Origin of the sequence: Robertkochia sediminum, assembly GCF_016786255.1 — a bacterium.
GTDB lineage: Bacteria > Bacteroidota > Bacteroidia > Flavobacteriales > Flavobacteriaceae > Robertkochia > Robertkochia sediminum.
The window spans coordinates 122,057-145,430 of record NZ_JADMKT010000062.1; the positions used below are offsets into that span (position 1 = coordinate 122,057).

Genomic DNA, 23,374 nt, shown 5'->3' on the forward strand with positions numbered 1-23,374 from the left:
CTTGCATTGAAGTCTGCCACACTTGACAGCGCGCATTTTTCAGATCGCGCTTATTTCTTTATGATGCTTATCGCAGCTCCGCCTCCGGGTGCGAGTTTAAGCGACAGCATGGTTTCACTGTTCACCTCCTCTATTCGTATCTCGTAAGCTTCCGGATTCATATCCCAATGCGCATCGCGGGCATCGGCATAGATCGTTGCCTCATAGGTAGCACCGGGTTCCAGGAAGTCGAGGGTAATATTCATAGCCCTGCTCTCCTCATCGGTGATACTCCCCACGAACCAATTTCCGGTTTCTCTTTCCTGGCGGGCGATGGTCACAAAATCTCCGGGTTCCCCGTTGAGCACTTCGGTACGCTGCCAGTCTACCCCAACATCGCGAATAAACTGCATGGCGGGTTTCCCTTCATAATATTCCGGCAGATCGGCTGCCATTTGTATCGGACTATAGATCACTACGTATAGCGCCAGCTGGTGTGCGAGGGTCGTATTCACCTGGTTGTTCTCCTTCCAGGGTTTCAGTTTAATATTAAAGATTCCCGGGGTATAGTCAATAGGCCCTGAAAGCATACGGGTAAAGGCCACCAGTGGCAGGTGTTCCGGCGGATTCCCTCCGTCTGAAGCCCAGGCATTAAATTCTTGTCCGCGAAGCCCTTCCCTGGCGATCATATTCGGATATGTTCTGCGCAACCCGGTGGCTTTAATAGGCTCATGAGCATTCACCGCTACCTCGTATTCGGCCGCCTTGATCACAGCATTGTTATAATGGTTCACCATCCATTGTCCGTGGTGGTATTCCCCTTTCGGGATCAATCGGCCAACATAACCCGATTTTACCGAATGGATCCCCAGCGATTTCATCAGGGCATAGGCGGTATCCATTTGCTGGTCGTAGGTACGGGGTGCCGCAGAGGTTTCGTGGTGCATGATGATCTCCACACCTTTTTCCTTTCCGTAGCGCACCACCTCTTTTAGGTCGTAATCGGGATAGGGCGTCACGAAATCAAACACCCCTTCACGATCTTCAAAGCCGATCCAATGCTCCCAACCTGTATTCCAACCTTCCACCAATACACCTCCAATATTGTTCTTAGCAGAAAAATCAATGAACGCCTTGGTGTTTTTTGTGGTTGCCCCATGGGTACCTTTGGCATCTTCGAGGGTTAGGGTTTCCCCGCCCTTTTGGGTATTGGCAAAATCCCATGACGATTTCCCCAGATGCATCTCCCACCAGATACCGGTGTATTTCATAGGCTTGAACCAGGACACATCACCAATGGCATTAGGCTCGTTAAGATTCAGAATGAGTTTTGAAGCGATAAGCTCCTTAGCCTCATCGGCGATCTGAATGGTGCGCCATGGTGTCGTAAATGGCAATGTGCGTTTCACTTTATGATCGGTGTTATCACTACCAACGAGTCCGCTGGTCAGCTTAAGCGAGGTAGTATCTACCCTCAGGGTCATTCCGGCGTAATCTACGAGAGCGGCCTCATGAAAACTAAGGTAGTATTTTACATCCCCTTCGGCCCTCATGGTCACCGGGGTATTCACCGAATTCTCCGGAATATAGGTAGCCGCAAGGTTGGGGTGGTTTTGTTTTTCCAATGCATTGATCTCAGAGACCTTACTGGTATTGTACAGGTGTTCATAGATATCCCAATCTCCGGGGATCCACCAGGTGGTATGGTCACCGGTAAGCTGAAATTCGGTAAGCTCATCGGCAATAAGGGCTTCTTTCATACCTTCCTGCTCCGGAAACTCATACCGAAATCCGAGTCCGTCGTCATACATCCTGAATCGCAACACCAGGGTTCTTGTCGGAGCCTCCTTTTCTTTAAGCACGACTTCCAGCTCATTGTAATGGTTGCGCACTTCCAGTTGTTCACCCCAAGGCATAGGCCAGGTCTCATCGAAGGTGCTTTCATTCACAGACATGATCTCCATCCCCGTTTTCAGGGGCGGCATATCGACAAATTCAAATCCGAAGCCCGAAGTATCGATCACGACTGTTCCGCTATGTACTGCGGTATAGGCGGGTTGCCCATCGGGTAACAAGAAAAAATTCAGGGTATTTTCTCCCGAAGGTGAATTCACCACAGCCTGCTGTGGTGTCGTTTCCTCCGTAGCACATGACCCTGCCAGCACTCCGGCGATCAAGGCAATGGCTACAAATAAGATACGTTTCATATGTTCTGGTTTTTGGTTATTCTGTTTTCGATCTGACGTCCTTTACTTTGAGTTGCAGGGACACATTGCCCTGCCATTCATTCTCATCGATAGCAAAGACGGCGTCAAATTCTTTTGCTGTTTTAATGTCGTCAAGTTTATGCCCCAGGGAGAATCCGATCCCGTCGATCCGCTTCCCTCCGTTTTGGGAAACGCTGAATTTAAGGTGTTTGTTCTTTTCGCCCACTGCACGGGAGCCGGCATCTTTAAGTCCTTCAGCCATAAACACCGGCGACAGGTTACCGGGACCAAAGGGCGCGAATTGCTTGAGTATGCGGTAGAGTTTAGGGGTAATATCTTTAAGGGCAATACGGGCATCGACGGCGATCTCCGGGGTAAGCATTTGCGGATCGATGGTCTGAGCCACCACCGCTTCGAACTTACGCTTAAAATCTTCATACTGCTCCTCCAGCAGGGTGAGTCCCGCTGCGTATTTATGGCCTCCGAACTGCTCAATATGATCCTTACAGGCTTCCAGGGCATTATAGACATCGAACCCCTTCACCGAACGGGCAGAGGCCGCGAGCTTCTCCCCGCTTTTGGTAAACACCAGGGTAGGCCTGTAGTAGGTCTCGGTAAGTCGTGATGCTACGATCCCAATAACTCCCTTATGCCATACCTCATCGTATACTACGGTGGTAAAGCGCTCTTCTTCTCTATTGAGACGGATCTGCTCAAGGGCACATTCGGTGATCTCCTCGTCCAGCTGACGGCGATCGCTGTTGTAGGCTTCAATATCTTCAGCCAGCTGGGCGGCGATATTAATATCGTCAGAAGTAAGCAGGTTCACCGCATGCTGGCCGTGCTTCATGCGTCCGGCCGCATTGATACGGGGAGCAATGGTAAAAACTGCATCGGTAAGGGTGAGCTTTCCTTTCTTACGCGCCGCCAGGGCACGCAGTCCCGGTCGTGGAGCGCTGTTGAGCACTTTCATGCCGTGAAAGGCGAGAATGCGGTTCTCCCCGGTAACGGGAACAATATCGGCACCGATGGCTACGGCCACCAGGTCGAGATAGGGCTTAAAGTGCGTAAGTCCTTGCCCCTTTCGCGACCCCAGGGCCTGAATAAGTTTAAATCCGACGCCGCATCCGCACAGTTCTTTATACGGATAGGCGCAATCCTCTTGTTTGGCATCGAGTACGGCCACTGCATCGGGCACCGTATCGCCGGGGCGGTGGTGATCGCAGATCACAAAATCGATCCCCTTTTCTTTGGCATAAGCCACCTTTTCGATAGCCTTGATCCCACAGTCCAGCGCAATGATCAGGGTCATATCGTTATCGGCAGCAAAATCGATCCCCTGGTAAGACACCCCGTATCCTTCGGCATAACGATCCGGGATATAGGTCGCCACCTGATCGTAATCTTCCATCAGGTAAGACGACACCAGGGATACTGCAGTGGTCCCGTCAACATCGTAATCGCCATATACCAGGATATTCTCCCCATTGGCTATAGCTTTTTCGATGCGCTCCACTGCCGGCTTCATATCTTTCATAAGCCACGGATCGTGAAGTTCATCCAGGGAAGGTCGAAAAAAGCGCCTGGCCTCCTCAAAGGTCGTCACCCCGCGCTGCACTAAAAGCCCGGCAATAATAGGGTCTACCCCCAGGGCTTCAGCAAGCGGAATTACCAAATGTTCTTCAGGTTCCTGTTTCAGGGTCCAGCGCATAGAAAACTAATTTATGATTCAGGTTCGTTGTGTGATCAGGCAGGTGTTATTATCGGTCTATTGATGGTGAAAAACCGTTTCCACCTCCACATCGGCAAATTTTTTAAACATGGCCATCACCCCGCAGTATTTTTCTATGGAAAGGTCTACCGCCTTTTGCAGTTTTGCCTCATTCAGGGCACTGCCGTAAAAGTTAAACACCATATATACCTTATGGTAATACCTGGGATGCTCATCGGTAAGCTCGGCTTTGATATCGATATTGAAGTCGGCTACGTCCAGCTTCATTTTCTTCATCAGGGAAGCGACATCCAGGGCCGAACAACCGGTCAGGGAAGACAGCATCAGGGCTTTAGGACGCAATCCTGTTCCTTCACCTCCGTGTTCAGGAGACGTTTCGATATAAAGTTCACCCGCCGGATTGGTCGTGTGAAAAAGCATATTTTTTTTCCAGGTAGTTACAACGTGATCTGTTTGCATGATATCCTTAATTTATGAATCTCAAAATTACCAATAAAAATATTCAGTACCCTTCCGCTCATCGATTAATGGAAAGGGAAAACCAAAGATAATGGCGATTGTTGTATTTTGAAGGCACCAAAAATTATCCAACCATGCCATTAGTACATCCTTTAAGTGCCGATCATGATAAGCAAACTGCAGAGCTCGCCGAATTTTTCAATGAAACCCTCGGATTTTGTCCGAATTCGGTACTCACCATGCAGATCAGGCCCGAGATCGCACGCTCATTCATTAACCTCAACAAGGCCGTAATGGCCAATCACGGTCGTGTTACTTCGGCCCTAAAACGTCTTATTGCCTGGGTGAGCAGTAACGCCACCGGTTGCCGATATTGCCAGGCCCACGCCATTCGCGCTGCCGAGCGTTACGGGGCGAGCAACGAACAACTGGAACATATCTGGGACTACCGAACCCACCCTTCTTTTAGTGAGGCCGAAAGGGCGGCCCTTGATTTTGCATTAGCTGCATCGGTGATCCCCAACCAGGTGAATGAGACCATCAAAAAACACCTTCATGAACACTGGGACGAAGGCGAGATCGTAGAAATGCTGGGGGTGATCTCCCTGTTCGGATACCTCAACCGATGGAACGACTCCATGGGTACCACTTTGGAAGAAGGCGCTATTGAAAGCGGAGAGAAACACCTGGCCGAAGGTGGCTGGGAAGTGGGGAAGCATCAATAAAAAAGAACCACTCCTTTTGGGAGTGGTTTAGTTAAACATGCACCGTGTAGCGGTCGGTCCCGTCTTGCGGGATATATCATGAATTCTGTTTTTTCAGCTCGTCTCTGATCTCCATAAGCAGCTCTTCCTGGGTGGGCCCCTTTGGCGCTGCAGGTGCCTCCTCTTTTTTCTTCTGTGTCTTTTCGTAGGCTTTGAGCACTGCAAAGATACAGAAACCAATGATAATGAAGTCGATAATGGTTTGCAGGAAGCTTCCGTAGTTAATGGTTACCGCTTCGGCTACGACCTCCCCGTTATCGACAACGGCATCTTTAAGGACAAATTTTAAAGCGGCAAAATCGACCCCTCCGATCAGGAGCCCGATAGGCGGCATAAGCACATCATTGGTAAATGAGGTTACGATCTTACCAAAAGCCCCACCAACGATCACCGCAGTGGCCAGGCTTACGATATCTCCTTTGAGGAGAAACTTCTTAAAATCAGCGAAAAATCCCATGAGGTATTGTTTTAGTTCAACCTCTAATGTAAGAAATTTATTGATGTAAACCACTAGTAATGAACACCCTGTAGAAATCAGCCCCTTTTAAGATAGCTACTTAGTCTACGATCACGCGCTTCACGCGTTGAGAGATCGCGGTAATAAGCTCATAACTTATGGTACCGGCAGCTGCGGCCAGGGTGGCAGCAGTAGTTTCTTTGCCAAATACCAGCACCTCATCACCTTCCTCACAATCGATGCCGGTAATATCGACCATAAGCATATCCATGCACACGTTCCCGATGATCGGGGCGCGCTTTCCTTTTATGGTGAGAAATCCTTTTTTATTTCCGTAGATCCTTGAGATCCCATCGGCGTGCCCCAGGGGAATGGTTGCGGTCTTTACCGGGGCATGAGCCTGGTACTTTCGGTTATACCCCACCGACTGCCCTTCCGGCACGTGGTGAATCTGAGAGATCACACTTTTAAGGCTTACCACCGGCTGAAGGTCCAGGTCGTATTGCAGTTCATTCCCAAAGCCGTAGAGTCCGATGCCACTGCGCACCATCTCATACTGCGCCCTTTTGGCGTAGTTAAGAATGCCCGAAGTATTCAGCATATGGCGCATGGGTGTATACCCAAGAGCCTTTGTCATTTGTCGGGCTGCAAGCTCAAAGGTATCGATCTGCTGCAGGGTAAATGCCTCCTCTGCGAGATCTTCTGAAGCTGCCAGATGAGAGAATACCGACCTCACCTTAATGGCAGATTGCCCGAGAATGACCTCGGCGAGGGCTTCAGCACCTTCCTGGTCAAATCCCAATCGGTTGAGTCCGGTGTTAAACTTAATATGTACGGGGTAATCTTTCGTATTCTTTTGGGTGGCTACCTCGGCAAACTCACCAAGTACCTTATGATTGTACAAGGCCGGCTCCAGGCAGTTATCGATGATCTCCTCAAAATGCACGGGTAGCGGATGCAGCACCAGGATGGGTTTGGTGATCCCGGCCGCTCTGAGGGCCATACCTTCTTTGGTATAGGCCACCGCGAAATAATCGGCGCCGAGCTCTTGTAGCTTCAGGGCTACCTGCTGGGACGAACTGCCATAGGCATAGGCTTTGACCACGGCCAGAAATTTGGTGTCTGCAGCAATTCTGGACCTCAGGTAGCGGTAATTGGCTTCCAAAGCTCCGAGATCGATCTCGAGAACAGTTTCCCGAACCTTACTCATTATCTTGGGGAGTTGTTGTTCGCTTGTTGACCTCCTGAGGGGCATTTACCTCCAGGGATTTGGCCTTCTCACGCTGCATGGCGCGAAAAAAAGCAGCCCTGCTCAGAGGTTCATATTCGGCCGTTTCACCCAGCATCACCAGGTCGTCGTTGGTCGACTTCCTGAAGCTGTAATTGGCCAGGTTCCCGGTACGTGTACAAACGGCGTGTACTTTGGTAACATACTCGGCAGTAGCCATCAGGGCAGGCATGGGCCCGAAAGGATTGCCTTTAAAGTCCATATCAAGACCGGCAACGATCACACGAACTCCTTTATTGGCCAGGTCGTTACATACCGATACGATCTCGTCGTCAAAGAACTGGGCCTCATCGATCCCGATCACATCGCAACCATCGGCCAGCAGCCTGATATTGGCAGCGGCAGGCACCGGGGTTGATCGGATCTCGTTCTCGTCGTGAGAAACCACCTTTTCCTCATCGTATCGAATGTCGATAGCGGGCTTGAAGATCTCCACGCGCTGACGCGCGAACTGAGCTCTTTTAAGTCGGCGAATGAGTTCCTCGGTCTTACCCGAGAACATGGAACCGCAGATCACTTCGATCCATCCAAACTGTTCTTCATGGTTGACTGTATTCTCGAGAAACATGGTGTATGACTTAAAAAAATAGCGGAGAAAAAAGCTTCTCCTTCAAGACGCAAACTTAAGGAATTATTTCTTGCGGGAATCCCGGGACCTTCATTTTTAGCAGGAAGAGATCGGCAAAGCAGGGCCTTTAAAGGCACGATAAAGTTTTAACAAGATCATAAGCGTATTTAAAACAAATTCTTGCAAATATTTTTTACCTTTTTGCATAAGTTTGACAAACACAACCCTCCCCGTTTCGGGAGACACCAAAAGCAATAATGATGAAAAAGAAAGTTGAATCGGAACTGGTAAAGATCGCTCACCGAATCCTCTCACTCCAGGGTCAGGAAGACCTTGTAGCCTTGCAAAGGGAAGCCCGCCTGGCCTATGAGAATCTTACCCTTTTGCGATTTATGGAAACGCATTTCGGCGCCAGCAAGCAGGAGGAGATACGTCATGAGATCGCAGACCGGTTCGAGGCCCTTGCAGGAAATGTGCTACGAGGCAATTCCAACGTTCCGGAAACCAATCCGCATGAGAACGACCTGGTAACCCCCGGCATGCAAACCATTCGCGATATGGTTAAAGAAATGCCCGATGAAGAAACCCTGGACGATATCCTGGCAGGTTTTGGAGTGGAACCCGATTTTGTAAAACGCGACAAGGAGGTGCTTACACCCGAAGTAGACACCAAACCAAAAAGAAAAGAAGCCCAGGCCCCTCCCGCCCAGCACTCGCTAAACACCCGACTGACCAACAGCCTGAACTTGGGACTTAACGATAAGATCGCATTTATCAAGAACCTGTTCGACGGCAGTGATGAAGATTTTAACCGCGTGATCTCCATGCTCAATACGAAGACCAGCTTTGAAGATGCCAGGGAATTTCTCGATGAGATGGTAAAACCCGACTACAACCATTGGGAAGGTAAAGAGATCTACGAGGTCCGTCTATTAAAAATTCTGGAGGCGCGTTTTTCGTAACTCCCGGTAAAGTTATATATCTCCGGCCGTAGCTTTATTGCTGCGGCTTTTTTAATTTTATAGTATGGCAAAACTGTACATTGTTCCCACGCCCATCGGGAATCTCGAAGATATCACCCTGAGAGCGATCAGGGTATTAAAGGAGGCCGACCTCATCCTGGCCGAAGATACGCGCAACAGCGGCAAGCTCTTAAACCACCTGGAGGTAGACACCCCCATGCAGAGCCATCATATGCACAATGAACACAAAACCGTAGAAACCATCGTGAAGCGTATTGCTTCGGGGGAGACCATCGCCCTCATAAGCGATGCCGGAACACCGGCCATTTCCGATCCCGGATTTCTCCTTACGCGAGCCTGCCTGGCCGAGGGGCTGGAGGTAGAATGCCTGCCCGGAGCCACGGCCTTTGTACCTGCATTGGTGAATAGCGGACTCCCGAACGATAAATTCGTATTTGAAGGATTCCTTCCGGTGAAGAAAGGACGACAAACCCGCCTGAAATTGCTGGCAGAAGAACCACGAACCATGGTGTTCTACGAATCGCCACATAAGATCCTGAAAACCCTGAAAGATATTATCGAACACTTCGGTGCCGACCGCCAGGTAAGTCTGTCCAGGGAACTCACCAAACTCCACGAAGAAACGGTTCGGGGTACTGCAGAAGAAGTGCTCGCCCACTACGAAAAACACCCTCCTAAGGGAGAGATCGTCCTCATTGTTGGAGGGAAGAAGTGATTTTAGGGAATGGGGAATAGAGAATCGGGAATCGAAAGTCAAAGTCCCATGGCATAAATGGCGTTGTCGCAACCTTAAACAAACCCCTTCCGCTTTTGCTCCGCAAAACCACCTTCCCCTGCAAGTGGAAGGAGAACGTTGTCTTAGTAAATATTGAACGTTATTTTGATTCTAACCTCTTCACCGAATCACTGCATCACCGTCTCACCCTTCGTAGCTTTAGCGAAGGAGGGCATAACTGCATAACAAAAAAAGGGACAGCCCCTGAGGTCCATCCCTTTATTACATTTTTATTTTTTCCGTTCGCTTTACACCAGCTTATGCTCCATGAGGTATTCTGCGATCTGCACTGCATTAGTCGCGGCTCCCTTTCTCAGGTTATCGGCAACGATCCACATGTTGAGGGTATTGGGTTGTGATTCGTCACGGCGAATACGCCCAACGAACACCTCGTTCTTACCTTCGGCGAAGGCCGGCATCGGATACGTATTGGTGTCGGGATTATCTTGTACGGTGATCCCCGGGGTATCGTTTAACAATCCGCGAACCTCATTGAGTTTAAAATCGTTTTCAAACTGAATGTTCACCGCCTCACTGTGCCCTCCCACTACGGGAATACGCACCGCAGTTGCGGTTACTGCGATATGCTTATCTACGATCTTCTGGGTTTCGCGAACCAGCTTCATCTCTTCTTTGGTATATCCGTTCTCTTCGAACACATCACAATGCGGAAGGGCATTACGGTGTATCGGATAGGGATAAGCCATTTCGTCTTTTACACCCGCGTACTCATTCTCCAATTGCCTTACCGCTTTCACCCCGGTTCCGGTAATACTCTGGTAGGTAGAAACCACCACGCGTTTAGCGCCGTACTTTTTGTGCAGGGGCGCCAGGGCCATCACCATTTGTATGGTTGAACAGTTCGGATTCGCAATGATCTTATCGTTTGCAGTGAGGTCGGTCGCATTGATCTCCGGCACTACCAGTTTTTTGGTGGAATCCATACGCCATGCCGATGAATTATCGATAACGGTGGTGCCCGCTTCAGCGAACTTAGGAGCCCACTCCAGAGAAGTGCCTCCCCCGGCAGAAAACAGGGCGATATCCGGTCGTGCAGCAACGGCATCCTCCAGACTAATGACCTTATAGGTACTTCCGTTAAATTCGATCTCTTTGCCTACCGAACGCTCTGAAGCAACCGGTAGCAGCTCGCTCACGGGGAACTGGCGCTCGGCCAATACCCTGAGCATTACCTGGCCAACCATTCCGGTGGCACCAACTACTGCTATTCTCATATGTAGGGGTTCAATTATTCATGAACAAATGTATGCTATTCCGACTTGAAAACAAGCACTTAAAATGATAATTGCAGAATTATAACATTTTGTTTCAAATATGACAAAGCTGTAAGGAAAGAGGGAAGTGGGGAAAGAGGGAAGTGGGGAAAGGGGGAAAGGGGGAAGTGGAGAATCGAGAAGCAAGAGTCAAGAGTCAAGAGGAAAGAGTCAAGAGGAAAGAGTCAAGAGGAAAGAGCAAAGAGCAAAGAGCAAAGAGGCAGGTAGACAGGTAGGTAGGCAGTTAGGGAAAGTTAAAAAGGCCACCCGAAGGCGACCTTTTTCTCATCATGCTCATTCAATATGCTTAAGCTCCATTACCATTCACGATTATAGGGTCTGCGTTACCATCGGGATCTCCGGCTACCGTACCATCGGTAGTGGCATTCCCCAGTAGCAATACTCCGGCGGCGTGTGGCGATGCCATGGAGGTACCACTTATGGTATTGTATCCACCGCTTTTCCAGGTAGACTTAATACCCACTCCCGGCGCACAGTAGTCAACCGGCGGATTCGCATAGTTGGAAAAGCTCGCCCATGAATCGTTAATATCCATGGCCGAAATGGTAAATACATTAGGCCCTTCGGCCCTTGCCGGCGAATAGTTATTGGCATTGGCACCACTATTTCCCGCTGCGATCACGAACTTCACCCCTTGGGATGCGGCGTTGATCACAGCATCATCAACCGCCTGAGAAGCACCGCCTCCAAGACTCATATTGGCCACATCTCCCGGCGAACCGTTGGCAGCCACATGATCGATCCCGGCGATCACCCCGGAATACGAACCGCTTCCGCGGGAGTCGAGTACTTTAACAGGGATCACAGTAGCTCCGGGAGCTACGCCTACCACGCCAATATCGTTATTAAGTGCCGCAATGGTTCCAGCTACATGCGTACCATGACCATCCCCATCGTCCAGGCTTTTACTATCCCTTCCGGAAGTAAAGGCATTGAATCCGCGGGAAGCATCTACATTAAGGTCCGGATGATCAAGGTCAATACCTGAATCCAATACCCAGGCCACCCCGGATCCGGTATAGGCACTCACCCCATTAACACGGGCGATCCCATAAGGCGTTTCTTGTCCGGTCGATCCACCCCCGTCATCACCTCCTCCGCCGGGACCTCTTCCAGGAGGTGGGGCCAGGGCGATCATTTGGTCTTTTTCGATATAGGCTACCCTTGGGTCATTCTCGAGTATGGCCACTTCGGCAGCATTCATACGAACTGAAAACCCATTTAAAGCCCGGGCGTACACCTGCTCTACAGAAGCATCGGTGATCTGCGCATCAGACATTAGTCGTTGAGCGACATTGCTTACCGCATTCTTGGCAGCCGAATAATCGGTGAACTTCTGCCCGAGATTCCCGGTCTCTTTGGTGTTAAAAACCACGATATAAGATTCCGGTGATGCTGCTGTTAATTCGGTTTCCGGATTGAGGGAATCGATCTCACTGGTGGTGTCGTGAGAACAGGAGATCATAAAGGTGGCAGCACACCCAAAGACCATCCATTTTGTTGCGTTCAAATAATTCATCATAAACTAATTGGTTAATGTTAAAGACTTTAAATTATATCCTTAACACCTTTTTAACAAATTTGAGGGTGTTATTTTCGATGAAATGACATTTCAAATGTTGAGTGTTTAATTTTATGAGGTGTTTGTTGTGATGATCTCAATTGTAAAAACCATAAACCCTTTCCGATTTTGCTTCGCAAAACCACCTTCCCCTGGCAGGAGAAGGAGAACGTTATCATAGTAAATACTGAACGAAATTTTAATTCAAACCCCAGCTTCTTCCTACCATGGGGAACCACCCTGTCCTATGCCAGAGCGCCGGCTGGCTCCCCTGTCTACCATCAGGCAGGTTCGATAAAAAGGTCCACCGGACCTTTTCTTTACGCTTGGCCCTCCTTAGAAAGTAGGGGAGAAATTCCGACCTTCAAAAGATTGCCGCGTCGACCTTCGCCCTCCTCGCAAAGACATAGGTTACCAACCTCACGATACGATTGCTGCGCAATCACCATACCTTCAGTATGCGAGCATATTTTCGGTAGACAAGCTCGAGATGACAATTCCCAATTTCCCCACTTCCCATATACCCACATACCCCTTTACCCCACATACCCATATCCCTACATAACCCTTTTACCTACTCCCTACTCCCTACTCCCTTAACCAAATCCCCCTTTAACGAAACCCTAACATAGTTTTCTGTATTTTTGGTGGAAACTTTTTATTCCATGTACCAACGAATTAGCATTTTTGCCGGAGCGTTACTCGCTTTAACCTCCTGCAAGCAGGAATCAACATCAGAAATAACTTTGAATTATCCTGAAACCAAGAAAGTAGACACCGTAGACACCTACTTCGGCACCGAGGTAAAAGACCCGTACCGATGGCTAGAAGACGACCTCTCAGAAGAGACCGCTCAATGGGTAAAGGCCCAGAACGAGGTTACCGGTTCTTACCTCGAAGAGATCCCTTACCGCAAGCAGCTCGAAGAGCGCCTCAAGGAGATCTGGAACTACGAAAAGATAGGCGCCCCATACAAGGAAGGCGACTACACCTATTTCAGTAAGAACGACGGACTCCAGAACCAGTCAGTGATCTACCGCAAAAAGAACGACTCAGAAGTCGAAGAGGTATTCCTCGACCCGAACACCTTCTCTGAAGACGGAACCACTTCGCTTGGCGGACTCAGTTTCTCCAAAAGCGGGAACCTCGCCGCTTATTCCATCTCTGAAGGCGGAAGTGACTGGCGTAAGGTGATCGTGATGGATGCCGCAACTAAAGAGATCGTAGAAGACACCCTGGTAGACGTGAAGTTTAGCGGGATCTCCTGGAAGGGGGATGAAGGCTTCTTCTACAGCAGCTACGACAAGCCTGAGGGTAGTGAGCTTTCAGCAAAGACCGACCAGCACAAACTGTACTACCACAAGATCGGAGCTCCTCAAAATGAAGACCAGCTCATCTTTGGAGGTACCGATGCCGAAAAGCACCGCTATGTTGGGGGTTATGTTACCGAAGACGACAGCTACCTGATGATCTCGGCGGCAGTTTCAACCAACGGAAACAAGCTTTTCCTCAAAGATCTTAACGATGCCAACGGCAAGCTCGTTACCATCGTAGACCATACCGACAGCAATACCAACCTGCTCACCAACGAAGGGAGCACTCTTTACCTGGTGACCGATCTCGACGCACCGAACCAGCGTGTGGTGAAGACCGATGCCGCCAACCCTACTCCCGACAACTGGGAAGACTTTATCGCAGAGACCGAGAATGTACTGTCTCCTTCCACCGGAGCCGGATACTTCTTTGCCGAGTATATGGTAGACGCTGTATCTAAAGTAATGCAGTACGACTATGACGGTAACCTGGTTCGCGAAGTAGATCTTCCGGGGATCGGAAGCGTAGGCCGTATCGGTGGAAAGAAAGAAGACACCACCCTGTACTATTCCTTCACGAACTACAAAACACCGGGAAGCAGCTACGCCTTCAACCCTGAAGACGGAACTTCTGAGGTGTATTTCAGTCCGGAGATCAGCTTTAACCCTGACGACTATGTGTCAGAACAGGTATTCTACACCTCTAAGGACGGTACAAAAGTACCTATGATCATCACGCATAAAAAAGGTCTTGAGAAGAACGGAAAGAATCCAACCATGCTTTATGGTTACGGCGGATTCAACATCAGCCTGACTCCTTCGTTCAGTACTGCCATGGCCGTATGGATGGAGCAGGGAGGTATCTATGCCGTTCCTAACCTTCGCGGGGGTGGAGAGTACGGAAAAGCATGGCACGATGCCGGGACAAAGATGCAGAAGCAGAACGTATTTGACGATTTTATCGCTGCAGGAGAATACCTGATCAAAGAGGGCTACACCTCATCAGACTACCTGTCGATTCGCGGTGGGTCTAATGGCGGACTCCTCGTTGGAGCGGTGATGACCCAAAGACCCGACCTTATGAAGGTAGCGCTTCCAGCCGTTGGAGTACTGGATATGCTGCGTTACCACACCTTTACTGCAGGAGCAGGATGGGCTTACGATTACGGTACTGCAGAAGACAGCCAGGAAATGTTCGACTACCTGAAAGGGTACTCTCCGGTACACAATGTAAAAGCAGGCACTCAATATCCTGCGACCATGGTAACCACCGGGGATCATGACGACAGGGTGGTACCTGCACACAGCTTTAAGTTTGCTGCAGAGCTTCAGGACAAGCAAACGGGAAGTAATCCTACCCTGATACGTATTGAGACCAATGCAGGTCACGGTGCCGGAACCCCGGTAAGCAAGACCATCGAGCTGTATTCAGACATCTTTAGTTTTGCCCTGTACAACATGGGCTTCAAAGAACTTCCTAATCCGGAAGTAACCAAGAAAGAGATCAAGGGATAATTCCCGATCGCACATATCATCCTAAGAACCCGGGGCATGGCTCCGGGTTTTTTTGTTTTATAGTATCTTCGCAACCCGGAAAGGTTCATAATTCACAAACCAATATTGTTATGCTTCAGGTCCACAAACTTACTTTTGCCTATCGTGAAACTCCCGTTCTTCAGGACATCAGCTTTACCCTTGCCCCCGGGGAGCAACTTTCTGTGATCGGAGAAAGCGGCTCCGGAAAAAGCACCCTGCTCAAGTTGATCTACGGACTCCTGCAGCCTAAGAGCGGTAACATGCACTGGAAACACCAGCCCATGCTTGGCCCCGACTACAACCTGGTTCCCGGGGAAGATTTCATCAAATACCAGGCGCAGGATTACGACCTGATGGCACCCCTTACCGTAGCCCAGAACGTTGGTAAATACCTTTCGAATTTTTATCCGAGACGCAAAAAGCAGCGTATTGCCGAGCTGCTCGAACTCGTAGGCATGAGCGACTATGCCGACCGTCGCCCCGATGAGCTCAGCGGCGGCCAGCAACAACGTGTGGCCATGGCGAGGGTACTGGCCAGGGAGCCGGAACTCTTACTTCTGGACGAGCCCTTTAGCAATATCGATAACTTTAAGAAGAGTCAATTAAGACGCAGGCTTTTCGAATACCTTAAAGAAAAGAACATTGCCTGTATCGTAGCTACCCACGACAATGCCGACAGCCTTTCCTTCTCAGACCAGACCCTGGTCATGAAGAACGGCAAGGTGGTACAAAGAGGCACGCCGGATACGCTTTACCAGCACCCGCGCACCAAATACATCGCCCGGCTTTTCGGGGAAGTCAATCAGCTGCCTTTCTCCTGGTTCGATCCTGAGCTAAAAGGCCTTGCCCTGATCTATCCGCACGAACTCGTTCCGGATCCTGATGGGCCGCTAAAAGCTATTGTAACGGCCTCTTATTTCGAAGGTCACTCCTACCTGGTCAAAAGCCGTATCGGGCGAAGAGAAGTGTATTTCAGAAGTGAGCACCCGGTGAAGAACGAATATGCGATAAGCCTGCAACTCAAAGCGGGCGTTTTGGAGAAGCGTCTTAAACGATAGTGGGATAACATGCCAACAAACACTAAGTCGGCAATTTAAGGAAGGTATATCAGGGCAGCGCACTAAACAATGGCGGTAATACGCGCGGGGTTGCCTTTAAACTCAAAGACCTCCCCTACCTTTTTGCCTTTGAGCAACTGCCCTATGGGCGACATGGGAGAAAGTACCGGCACCATATGCCCCAGCACTGCGACAGGCCCCAGGGACACCGCGATAAAATACATACCCTTATCGGTAACTACAAGACAACCCGGAGCTACGATAGCCCCATGATCATTTCTTGCAGCAACCTGGCGTTCGAACACCTGCAACTGGTTTTCCTGCTGCTCCATACGTGAAGCCGTGCGTTCCATCTCCAGTTGTATCATGGCGCGCCCGGTCTCATGCTTATCTCCCGCAGAGCTCTTTACCTCACTCCCCAATGCGGTTCGTAAGGACTCCATCTGAGCATTGCTTTTTTGATAAGCCTCGTGTAAACGCTCCCGGCAAATACCAATGAGCGCTTCCTTAATTTCCTGAGGGCTGTTTTCCATAGACCCTAAAAATAAAAAAAGCCTTCGTCTGAAGGCTTTTTTAAGAACAAATTAATTTGATCGTTCTGTTTGATCTGTATAGGTATAGGTGACCTGCATGGCCACGACATCGCCTTTAAAATTCACCACCTGCTCGTAAACCGTATACGAAAAACTTCGGGCCTCCTCATCAAGATCGAGCTCGAATCCGCCAACGGTACAACCGGAAACGATACTTACGATATTCCCTTCCAGCCTCCAGGTACCACCAAACAGCAGTTCCTCTTCGCATACATCTTCTACCTCGCGGGAACCGAAATACGCCAATTCGCGGTTTTCAGAGAACACATAACGCGCCTCGCGAATGCATTCACTTATCTGTCCGTATAGATCGGTAGTGGCATTATCCATTTCATCGTCGGTAAGGTCTATGGCAATAGATCCTTCCAGGCCTGATAACTTCCAGTCACCTACCAATATTTCTTCATCGGCACTAAGCGCACCGGTATAGGCTCCAGGGCATTCAAAATCGTCGTTCGGGGTACATCCGGCCAATAAAAGCACTCCGGCTAAGGCCATCCATAACATTTGTCTCATGATATCAACAGGTATATTTTTTAACCCGGCAATAGTAGACAAAAAAAAGAAATGAAAAGTTGTAAAAAATCAGTTTTTTAAAGGATTTTCAGAATAAATGGCTGAGTTCCTTTCCGGTATGGCTGCCAATGGCCACTCCCATACCACCAAGGCGTACACCACAGGCCACATGATCAGAAAGCAACCTGATCACAGGTGCTTTAGAGTCGCCTACCCCCATGATACCACTCCATCGGGCTTCGATCCCAACCGGGGTCCCCGGAAGTATCACTTTTTGCAGCAGTTCTTCCAGTTTATCCTGAATAAGGGGGGTGGTACCGAAGGCTGTGGTTTCTTCTCCGGAAAGATCCAAATTGCGGCCGCCACCAAACAGAATACGGCCGTTGATATTGCGAAAGTAGTAATAGCCGCGATCCATATGAAAGGTCCCTTTGAACGGAAGATCTTTAATAGGTTCGGTAATGAGCACCTGGGCACGGGCCGGAGTCACCGACTCTCCCATGACCTCTCCGGCAAAGGCATTGGTAGCCAGCAGAAGCTTACCGCAATCAAATTCCCCCACATTGGTTTTGAGCGTCACCTTATCGTTACCCTGGGTATAGGACTCAAGCTGCACACCGTAAAGTATATTTATCCGCTTCTTTACACATTTCGTATACAAGGCCTGCATCATCTTGCCGGTGTCGATCTGACCCTCATAGCGATTAAGCATCATATGGTCCTGAATACCTTCGAATCCGAAATCATTACGCACCACCTCAAAGACCTTCTTACCCAACACAGGTTTCAGGAGCTTATTAACGCGTTTGCGATGTTCCAAACAGGCCATAAAAAAATCGGGGTCGCCCTTGAGAAAAACTTCATATCCTCCATGAGACTTATACCCGATCGCCTTATCACCTAAGGTAGAACGCAAGAGCCTAATGCCTTTATAGCGCTTTTCCACCAGGGCGAGGAGCTCTTCTTCGGTCATGGTATTCATATCGTCAAGCAGTTCAGAAATACTACCAAAGCATGCGAAACCGGCATTCTTGGTACTGGCGCCCTGTGGCATGAGTCCGCGTTCCAATACCAACACCGAGGCTTTCGGGAATCGCTTTCGCAGGGAAAGCGCACAACTAAGTCCTACGATACCGGCCCCCACGACCACAAAATCGGGGGTATTAAAGAACTGTTTGAGCTCCCAATAAGAAAACCCCGAAGTATGGGGGGTTTGAACCGGAATCTCCGGCAGGGAAATGGTGTCGTGGTTGGCATTCATATTTTAAAGATATAGAAATCAGCTGACTGACAATGGAAAATTAAAATTATTTTCACCTATGTTATTGCATTTCAGCGAATTAAGAGGATATAGATCACGCCATAGGTTATATCACCACTTGCTGTAATTTCAGTCATTATCGCTTTCAAATCTATAACAATGATCACCAGGTGTATACCTTTGGGAAGGTATTATTCGAATGAGCTATCATCTGGTTTACAGCGGCAATAATGAGATCTCCATCCCTACTCTTCCAGCCGTATGGCAGCGATCTCCAGGCAGAAGTCCTGTTCTTTCTTATTCCCTACAAGGATCCCGAACTCTGCCATTTGCTGTCCGGGATAATCAGGCAGATCCAGCTGACGCCCTCTGTAAACAGGGCTCATCTTATCCAAAGACAATATGACATCCTGCCAGGTACCATCGGCCTCGAACCAGGCCACATAACTCTGCGGTTCGTTAATCTCAGAACGGCACCGCACCTGATAGCGTCCCGGTGTTCCTTTTACCTTAAGATACAGCACGCTGTAGGCCGAAACCGCTATTGGAGCGAATCGCAAGCGAACTGAGGCGAATCCGCCATTATTCGCAAGAGATACGTGTCCGCAGAATTCGCCATAGCCTTCCTTATTGATCTCCAGGGACGATCGGGACCGGCCACCCATGACCCCATCGTTTATAATGAGCCAGTCGCTTGTGTCGCCATGTGCTTTAAAATCGTAGAGGGTGAATGATGATTGTGCGTTCATAATGGTGATGCATAAGGTGAATAAAAGAGTTAGTGGTTTCATAGCTATAAGATACGGGGAAATGGGGAAAGGGGAAGTGGGGAAATGGGGAAGTGGGGAAATGGGGAAATGGGGAAATGGGGAAATGGGGAAGTGGGGAAGTGGGGAAAGGGGGAAGTGGGGAAATGGGGAAAGGGGGAAGTGGGGAAGTGGGGAAAGGGGGAAGTGGGGAAGTGGGGAAGTGGGGAAGGTAAACCGGTAGGCTGGTAGGCTGGTAGGCTGGCAGGCTGGTAGGTGGGTAGGTGGGTAGGTGGGTAGGTGGGTAGGTGAAAAAAAGAAAAAGCCCCGCTACAATAGCGGGGCTTTTTATATTATTCCATTTCCTCTTCAGGTTTCATCTCGAAGTCCTCCATGAACTTAGTGGTGTAGTTCCCAGCGATATAATCAGGGTGATCCATAAGTTGACGGTGGAAAGGGATCGTAGTCTTGATTCCTTCGATCACGAACTCATCGAGGGCACGCTTCATCTTGTGAATCGCTTCCTCTCTGGTTTGTGCGGTGGTAATAAGCTTAGCGATCATCGAGTCGTAGTTGGGCGGGATAATATATCCGCTGTACACGTGGGTATCGAGACGCACTCCATGTCCGCCCGGAGCATGAAGGGTTGTGATCTTCCCCGGTGACGGACGAAAATCGTTGTACGGATCTTCGGCGTTGATACGACATTCGATAGAATGCAGCTTAGGGAAATAGTTCTTTCCGGAGATCGGCACACCTGCTGCCACGAGGATCTGCTCGCGGATCAGGTCATAATCGACCACCTGCTCGGTGATCGGGTGTTCTACCTGGATACGGGTATTCATCTCCATAAAGTAGAAGTTGCGGTGCTTATCTACGAGGAATTCAACCGTTCCCGCACCTTCGTACTTGATGTACTCAGCAGCCTTAACAGCAGCCTCACCCATAGCCTCGCGAAGTTCTTCGGTCATAAAAGGCGAAGGGGTCTCTTCGGTAAGCTTCTGGTGACGACGCTGTACAGAACAGTCTCTTTCAGAAAGGTGACATGCTTTCCCGAACTGGTCGCCCACGATCTGGATCTCGATATGGCGAGGCTCTTCAATAAGCTTCTCCATATACATACCGTCATTCCCGAAGGCCGCACCCGCTTCCTGCTGGGCACTTTCGAGGGCTTTCTGAAGGTCTTCTTCTTTCCAAACGGCGCGCATTCCTTTTCCTCCACCCCCTGCAGTAGCTTTCAGCATTACGGGATATCCCATTTCTGCAGCGAGTTTCTTAGCTTGCTTATAATCTTTTAGCAGTCCGTCACTTCCCGGAACGGTAGGTACTCCGGCCTCTTTCATGGTTAACTTGGCCGTAGCCTTGTCTCCCATACGATTGATCTGCTCGGGAGAAGCCCCGATAAATTTTATTCCGTGTTCTTCACAGATCCTTGAGAAGTTCGCATTCTCAGAAAGGAATCCGTAACCCGGGTGAATAGCATCGGCATTGGTGATCTCTGCCGCTGCAATAATATTAGCGATCTTGAGGTAAGAATCCTTAGAAGGAGCAGGGCCAATACACACGGCCTCGTCTGCAAAACGCACGTGCAAACTCTCCTCATCGGCTTTTGAATACACAGCCACGGTCTTAATGCCCATCTCCTTACAGGTTCGGATCACACGAAGGGCGATCTCTCCTCTGTTAGCAATCAGTATCTTTTTAAACATATGATTTTAAGCTTTAGATTGGTACTTACAACCTTATTGTCCGCTGTACACCTCTTGATGCAGTGCCACGGGACAACGGGTTAAAAGCGCTTATTTATGATGGGTCTACCAGGAATAATGGCTGATCGAACTCAACGGGAGACGAATCGTCTACCAGTACTTTTACGATCTTACCACTTACCTCACTTTCGATCTCATTGAAAAGCTTCATTGCTTCGATCACACAAAGCACATCACCTTGAGAGATGGTAGAACCAACCTCAACGAATACCGGCTTATCAGGAGACGGCTTGCGGTAGAAAGTTCCGATGATCGGCGATTTAATAGTGATGTATTTACTGTCGTCTTCCTGAGCAGCAGGTGCAGCAGCTTCAGTTGCAGCAGGCGCCGAAGGAGCAGGAGCTGCAGCAGCAGGAGCCTGAGCCATAGGGATCTGTTGAACAAAAGTGGTGGTTTCACCCTTCTTCTCGTCAGAAGCCGTTTTGATCGTGATCTTCACGTCCTCCATCTCGAGACTAACTTCGCTAGCTCCGGATTTCGCCACGAATTTGATCAAACTTTGAATTTCTTTTAAATCCATGATTACTCTGTTAGATTAGTGTGTTTGTTATGCGTTATATGCCCATTTCAGGTAGATCGACCCCCAGGTAAATCCACCGCCAAATGCAGCAAATATTAAGTTATCTCCTTTTTTGAGTTGTTTCTCGTAATCGGCCAATAGTAAAGGTAGGGTAGCCGAAGTAGTGTTTCCGTATTTATGGATGTTGATCATGACCTTGTCATCATCTACACCCATTCTTCTTGCGGTGGCATCGATAATACGCTTATTGGCCTGGTGAGGTACCAGCCATTGCACATCGTCTTTGGTCAGGTCGTTGCGCTCCATGATACGCGCCGATACATCGGCCATATTCGAAACGGCATATTTAAACACGTTCTTTCCGTCCTGGAAAACATAGTGTTTCTTGTTTTTCACGGTCTCTTCGCTTGCCGGCATGATAGACCCTCCGGCTTCGATCTTCAGGAATTCCCTTCCGACCCCGTCGCTTCTCAGGTATTCATCCTGCAGTCCGAGTCCTTCTTCATTAGGTTCAAAGAGCACAGCACCGGCACCATCACCAAAGATGATACAGGTGGTACGGTCGGTGTAGTCAATAATAGACGACATCTTATCGGCTCCGATAAGCAACACCTTTTTATAGCGCCCGCTTTGGATGTAAGCCGCCGCAGTAGACATCCCGTATAAGAAGCTTGAACAAGCTGCTTGCAGGTCGTAAGAAAAAGCATTTACTGCTCCGATCTCACTCGCCACATAGGTAGCTGTAGCTGCTACGGGCATATCGGGAGTAGCCGAAGCTACAATGACCATATCGATCTCTTCGGGGTTGAGTCCGCTTTTAGCGATCAGATCCTCGGCCGCTTTGATGGCCATAAAGGAGGTCCCTTTTCCTTCTCCCTTGAGAATGTGCCTTTGCTTGATCCCCGTTCTGGTGGTGATCCACTCATCATTCGTGTCAACCATGGTTTCCAGTTCCTTATTGGTTAACACATAGTCGGGAAGGTAACTCCCCACAGCAGTGATCGCTGCATTAAGTTCACTCATAATCCGCTGGTTTTGATCATAAAAACACGCAAAGCCGATAAAAATTTGTTGAAATTACTAATTTTTATCTGAAACAGGCCGCAAAATAAACGTTTTGTGACCGATAGAAAAATTTTGATAAAAAAAACTCTCACGTGCGTGAGAGTTATAAATATCGTATGATATGTGTTCCTTAAGCTACTTCTTCGGCAGCGTTATCGATAAGGACCTGGCCTCTGTAATAAAGCTTACCTTCGTGCCAGTGAGCTCTGTGATATACGTGCGCCTCTCCGGTAGTAGGATCAACAGCAATCTGAGGAGCAGTCGCTTTGTAATGCGTTCTTCTCTTATCTCTTCTGGTGCTGGACTGTCTTCTTTTAGGATGTGCCATCTTTAATTCTTATTTATCCGTTAATAGTTTCTTCAGTGTATCCCAACGCGGATCTGTATCCCCGTCATTATTGTTATTCTCTTCTTTTGGTTGAAATTCTTCAAGCCTTTCCAATACATCGCTTGACAAACTTCCGTCTTCGACCCCGGGATGAACCCTTTTGGCCGGCACCGCCAATACGATCATTTCATAAACGTATTGTGCGATGTTGATCTGGTGCTCGCCGTGAGGAATAATGAGCATTTCTTCATTCTCATCGTTATACTCCTCCCCGAATTTTACTACCAGGTGTAAATCGCCTTCCACAGGAAGATCGAACGGTTCATCCGTAAGATCACAAGGCACATTTACGCTCCCTTCCGTAGAAAAACTCAGTTCCAACATATTGTTTTTCTTCTCCAGAACGACGTCTACCTGCAGGCTGGCTGCGGCAAACTCGTCATAGTTAAAAGCTTCAAAGAACGACTTATCTAACTGATAAGCAAACTGGTGTTTTCCGAGCTTCAACCCAACAAAAGGAATATCAAACTCCTTTAACTGCTTCATTTTAAACATCAGTTTTAATAGCCATCTCCTTAAGGATAAGGCGGGTGCAAAGATA

General features: G+C 49.0%; 23 protein-coding genes. 6 read left to right on the forward strand and 17 right to left on the reverse strand.

Annotation, left to right across the window (positions count from 1 at the left end):
• Positions 1-50 precede the first annotated feature (50 nt).
• The 3 genes from IS446_RS00830 to IS446_RS00840 are packed head-to-tail and all read right to left on the reverse strand — an operon-like array spanning position 51 to position 4,377.
• On the reverse strand, positions 51-2,186 hold the full coding sequence (locus tag IS446_RS00830) for a glycoside hydrolase family 97 protein (protein ID WP_203057268.1): 2,136 nt from the start codon (positions 2,184-2,186) through the stop codon (positions 51-53).
• 16 nt (positions 2,187-2,202) lie between these two features.
• Positions 2,203-3,897 (reverse strand): single-stranded-DNA-specific exonuclease RecJ, encoded by a 1,695-nt coding sequence (gene recJ / locus IS446_RS00835; RefSeq protein WP_203057270.1) that lies wholly within the window; start codon positions 3,895-3,897, stop codon positions 2,203-2,205.
• Positions 3,898-3,954: 57 nt separating this feature from the next.
• Positions 3,955-4,377, reverse strand: coding sequence for an OsmC family protein (locus IS446_RS00840; RefSeq protein WP_203057272.1), 423 nt, complete (start codon positions 4,375-4,377; stop codon positions 3,955-3,957).
• Between the two features lie 134 nt (positions 4,378-4,511).
• Here IS446_RS00840 and IS446_RS00845 point away from each other — a divergent pair, with 134 nt between their 5' ends.
• The gene (locus IS446_RS00845) at positions 4,512-5,102 is read left to right on the forward strand and encodes a carboxymuconolactone decarboxylase family protein (protein WP_203057280.1); all 591 of its coding nucleotides are present in this window, start codon (positions 4,512-4,514) and stop codon (positions 5,100-5,102) included.
• Between the two features lie 76 nt (positions 5,103-5,178).
• Here the strand turns inward: IS446_RS00845 and mscL are convergent, their stop codons facing one another.
• The 3 genes from mscL to IS446_RS00860 form a co-directional block, all read right to left on the reverse strand.
• A complete protein-coding gene (gene mscL, locus IS446_RS00850; protein WP_203057282.1) occupies positions 5,179-5,598 on the reverse strand; it encodes a large-conductance mechanosensitive channel protein MscL in 420 nt (139 codons plus the stop codon).
• A gap of 100 nt (positions 5,599-5,698) precedes the next feature.
• Complete coding sequence (gene alr / locus IS446_RS00855) at positions 5,699-6,808, reverse strand: alanine racemase (protein ID WP_203057284.1); 1,110 nt, start codon at positions 6,806-6,808, stop codon at positions 5,699-5,701.
• Positions 6,801-7,454, reverse strand: coding sequence for a thymidine kinase (locus IS446_RS00860; protein ID WP_203057286.1), 654 nt, complete (start codon positions 7,452-7,454; stop codon positions 6,801-6,803). The genes alr and IS446_RS00860 overlap by 8 nt, the downstream gene beginning before the upstream one ends.
• 260 nt (positions 7,455-7,714) lie before the next feature.
• On the opposite strand from IS446_RS00860, the gene IS446_RS00865 reads away from it, so the two are divergent.
• Together IS446_RS00865 and rsmI are read left to right on the forward strand one after the other, a co-directional pair.
• Entirely contained in the window at positions 7,715-8,416 is a 702-nt protein-coding gene (locus IS446_RS00865) for a hypothetical protein (RefSeq protein ID WP_203057288.1), read from the forward strand.
• 64 nt (positions 8,417-8,480) lie between these two features.
• Positions 8,481-9,152, forward strand: coding sequence for a 16S rRNA (cytidine(1402)-2'-O)-methyltransferase (gene rsmI / locus IS446_RS00870; RefSeq protein ID WP_203057290.1), 672 nt, complete (start codon positions 8,481-8,483; stop codon positions 9,150-9,152).
• A gap of 308 nt (positions 9,153-9,460) precedes the next feature.
• On the opposite strand, the gene IS446_RS00875 is transcribed toward rsmI, so the two are convergent.
• Both IS446_RS00875 and IS446_RS00880 read right to left on the reverse strand, forming a co-directional pair.
• Positions 9,461-10,447, reverse strand: a complete 987-nt coding sequence (locus IS446_RS00875) for an aspartate-semialdehyde dehydrogenase (protein WP_203057298.1) — start codon at positions 10,445-10,447, stop codon at positions 9,461-9,463.
• 346 nt (positions 10,448-10,793) lie between these two features.
• A complete protein-coding gene (locus tag IS446_RS00880; RefSeq protein ID WP_235996357.1) occupies positions 10,794-12,029 on the reverse strand; it encodes a S8 family peptidase in 1,236 nt (411 codons plus the stop codon).
• Positions 12,030-12,733: 704 nt separating this feature from the next.
• Here IS446_RS00880 and IS446_RS00885 point away from each other — a divergent pair.
• The gene (locus IS446_RS00885) at positions 12,734-14,896 is read left to right on the forward strand and encodes a prolyl oligopeptidase family serine peptidase (RefSeq protein WP_203057300.1); all 2,163 of its coding nucleotides are present in this window, start codon (positions 12,734-12,736) and stop codon (positions 14,894-14,896) included.
• A gap of 110 nt (positions 14,897-15,006) precedes the next feature.
• On the forward strand, positions 15,007-15,975 hold the full coding sequence (locus tag IS446_RS00890) for an ABC transporter ATP-binding protein (protein ID WP_203057302.1): 969 nt from the start codon (positions 15,007-15,009) through the stop codon (positions 15,973-15,975).
• A gap of 62 nt (positions 15,976-16,037) precedes the next feature.
• Here IS446_RS00890 and IS446_RS00895 read toward each other — a convergent pair whose 3' ends face one another.
• The 4 genes from IS446_RS00895 to IS446_RS00910 form a co-directional block, all read right to left on the reverse strand.
• On the reverse strand, positions 16,038-16,508 hold the full coding sequence (locus IS446_RS00895; RefSeq protein WP_203057304.1) for a 3-oxoacyl-ACP synthase: 471 nt from the start codon (positions 16,506-16,508) through the stop codon (positions 16,038-16,040).
• Between the two features lie 51 nt (positions 16,509-16,559).
• A complete protein-coding gene (locus IS446_RS00900) occupies positions 16,560-17,084 on the reverse strand; it encodes a DUF5004 domain-containing protein (RefSeq protein WP_203057306.1) in 525 nt (174 codons plus the stop codon).
• A gap of 88 nt (positions 17,085-17,172) precedes the next feature.
• Positions 17,173-18,345: an NAD(P)/FAD-dependent oxidoreductase gene (locus tag IS446_RS00905; RefSeq protein WP_203057308.1), complete on the reverse strand. Its 1,173-nt coding sequence runs from the start codon at positions 18,343-18,345 to the stop codon at positions 17,173-17,175.
• A 245-nt stretch (positions 18,346-18,590) separates the two neighbouring features.
• Complete coding sequence (locus IS446_RS00910; protein ID WP_203057310.1) at positions 18,591-19,094, reverse strand: CIA30 family protein; 504 nt, start codon at positions 19,092-19,094, stop codon at positions 18,591-18,593.
• Positions 19,095-19,110: 16 nt separating this feature from the next.
• Between IS446_RS00910 and IS446_RS00915 the strand changes: the two genes are divergently transcribed.
• Positions 19,111-19,335: a hypothetical protein gene (locus IS446_RS00915; RefSeq protein ID WP_203057312.1), complete on the forward strand. Its 225-nt coding sequence runs from the start codon at positions 19,111-19,113 to the stop codon at positions 19,333-19,335.
• A gap of 109 nt (positions 19,336-19,444) precedes the next feature.
• On the opposite strand, the gene accC is transcribed toward IS446_RS00915, so the two are convergent.
• The 5 genes from accC to IS446_RS00940 form a co-directional block, all read right to left on the reverse strand.
• A complete protein-coding gene (accC, locus tag IS446_RS00920; protein WP_203057314.1) occupies positions 19,445-20,800 on the reverse strand; it encodes an acetyl-CoA carboxylase biotin carboxylase subunit in 1,356 nt (451 codons plus the stop codon).
• Between the two features lie 94 nt (positions 20,801-20,894).
• Complete coding sequence (gene accB / locus IS446_RS00925; protein WP_203057316.1) at positions 20,895-21,380, reverse strand: acetyl-CoA carboxylase biotin carboxyl carrier protein; 486 nt, start codon at positions 21,378-21,380, stop codon at positions 20,895-20,897.
• A 27-nt stretch (positions 21,381-21,407) separates the two neighbouring features.
• A complete protein-coding gene (locus IS446_RS00930; RefSeq protein ID WP_203057325.1) occupies positions 21,408-22,403 on the reverse strand; it encodes a beta-ketoacyl-ACP synthase III in 996 nt (331 codons plus the stop codon).
• 172 nt (positions 22,404-22,575) lie between these two features.
• Positions 22,576-22,773 (reverse strand): 50S ribosomal protein L32, encoded by a 198-nt coding sequence (rpmF, locus tag IS446_RS00935; protein ID WP_203057327.1) that lies wholly within the window; start codon positions 22,771-22,773, stop codon positions 22,576-22,578.
• Between the two features lie 9 nt (positions 22,774-22,782).
• Entirely contained in the window at positions 22,783-23,319 is a 537-nt protein-coding gene (locus IS446_RS00940; RefSeq protein ID WP_203057329.1) for a YceD family protein, read from the reverse strand.
• Between the last annotated feature and the right edge of the window lie 55 nt (positions 23,320-23,374).

Excerpts from the sequence above, each read along its gene's own strand:
- IS446_RS00930 (WP_203057325.1), bottom strand. The coding sequence starts at position 22,403 with ATGAGTGAACTTAATGCAGCGATCACTGCTGTGGGGAGTTACCTTCCC.
- IS446_RS00845 (WP_203057280.1), top strand. The coding sequence starts at position 4,512 with ATGCCATTAGTACATCCTTTAAGTGCCGATCATGATAAGCAAACTGCA.
- rsmI (WP_203057290.1), top strand. The coding sequence starts at position 8,481 with ATGGCAAAACTGTACATTGTTCCCACGCCCATCGGGAATCTCGAAGAT.
- IS446_RS00900 (WP_203057306.1), bottom strand. The coding sequence starts at position 17,084 with ATGAGACAAATGTTATGGATGGCCTTAGCCGGAGTGCTTTTATTGGCC.
- IS446_RS00905 (WP_203057308.1), bottom strand. The coding sequence starts at position 18,345 with ATGAATGCCAACCACGACACCATTTCCCTGCCGGAGATTCCGGTTCAA.
- IS446_RS00840 (WP_203057272.1), bottom strand. The coding sequence starts at position 4,377 with ATGCAAACAGATCACGTTGTAACTACCTGGAAAAAAAATATGCTTTTT.
- IS446_RS00910 (WP_203057310.1), bottom strand. The coding sequence starts at position 19,094 with ATGAACGCACAATCATCATTCACCCTCTACGATTTTAAAGCACATGGC.
- accB (WP_203057316.1), bottom strand. The coding sequence starts at position 21,380 with ATGGATTTAAAAGAAATTCAAAGTTTGATCAAATTCGTGGCGAAATCC.
- IS446_RS00885 (WP_203057300.1), top strand. The coding sequence starts at position 12,734 with ATGTACCAACGAATTAGCATTTTTGCCGGAGCGTTACTCGCTTTAACC.
- IS446_RS00865 (WP_203057288.1), top strand. The coding sequence starts at position 7,715 with ATGAAAAAGAAAGTTGAATCGGAACTGGTAAAGATCGCTCACCGAATC.
- recJ (WP_203057270.1), bottom strand. The coding sequence starts at position 3,897 with ATGCGCTGGACCCTGAAACAGGAACCTGAAGAACATTTGGTAATTCCG.
- IS446_RS00890 (WP_203057302.1), top strand. The coding sequence starts at position 15,007 with ATGCTTCAGGTCCACAAACTTACTTTTGCCTATCGTGAAACTCCCGTT.
- accC (WP_203057314.1), bottom strand. The coding sequence starts at position 20,800 with ATGTTTAAAAAGATACTGATTGCTAACAGAGGAGAGATCGCCCTTCGT.
- alr (WP_203057284.1), bottom strand. The coding sequence starts at position 6,808 with ATGAGTAAGGTTCGGGAAACTGTTCTCGAGATCGATCTCGGAGCTTTG.
- IS446_RS00895 (WP_203057304.1), bottom strand. The coding sequence starts at position 16,508 with ATGGAAAACAGCCCTCAGGAAATTAAGGAAGCGCTCATTGGTATTTGC.
- mscL (WP_203057282.1), bottom strand. The coding sequence starts at position 5,598 with ATGGGATTTTTCGCTGATTTTAAGAAGTTTCTCCTCAAAGGAGATATC.
- IS446_RS00830 (WP_203057268.1), bottom strand. The coding sequence starts at position 2,186 with ATGAAACGTATCTTATTTGTAGCCATTGCCTTGATCGCCGGAGTGCTG.
- IS446_RS00940 (WP_203057329.1), bottom strand. The coding sequence starts at position 23,319 with ATGAAGCAGTTAAAGGAGTTTGATATTCCTTTTGTTGGGTTGAAGCTC.
- IS446_RS00880 (WP_235996357.1), bottom strand. The coding sequence starts at position 12,029 with ATGATGAATTATTTGAACGCAACAAAATGGATGGTCTTTGGGTGTGCT.
- IS446_RS00875 (WP_203057298.1), bottom strand. The coding sequence starts at position 10,447 with ATGAGAATAGCAGTAGTTGGTGCCACCGGAATGGTTGGCCAGGTAATG.
- IS446_RS00860 (WP_203057286.1), bottom strand. The coding sequence starts at position 7,454 with ATGTTTCTCGAGAATACAGTCAACCATGAAGAACAGTTTGGATGGATC.
- rpmF (WP_203057327.1), bottom strand. The coding sequence starts at position 22,773 with ATGGCACATCCTAAAAGAAGACAGTCCAGCACCAGAAGAGATAAGAGA.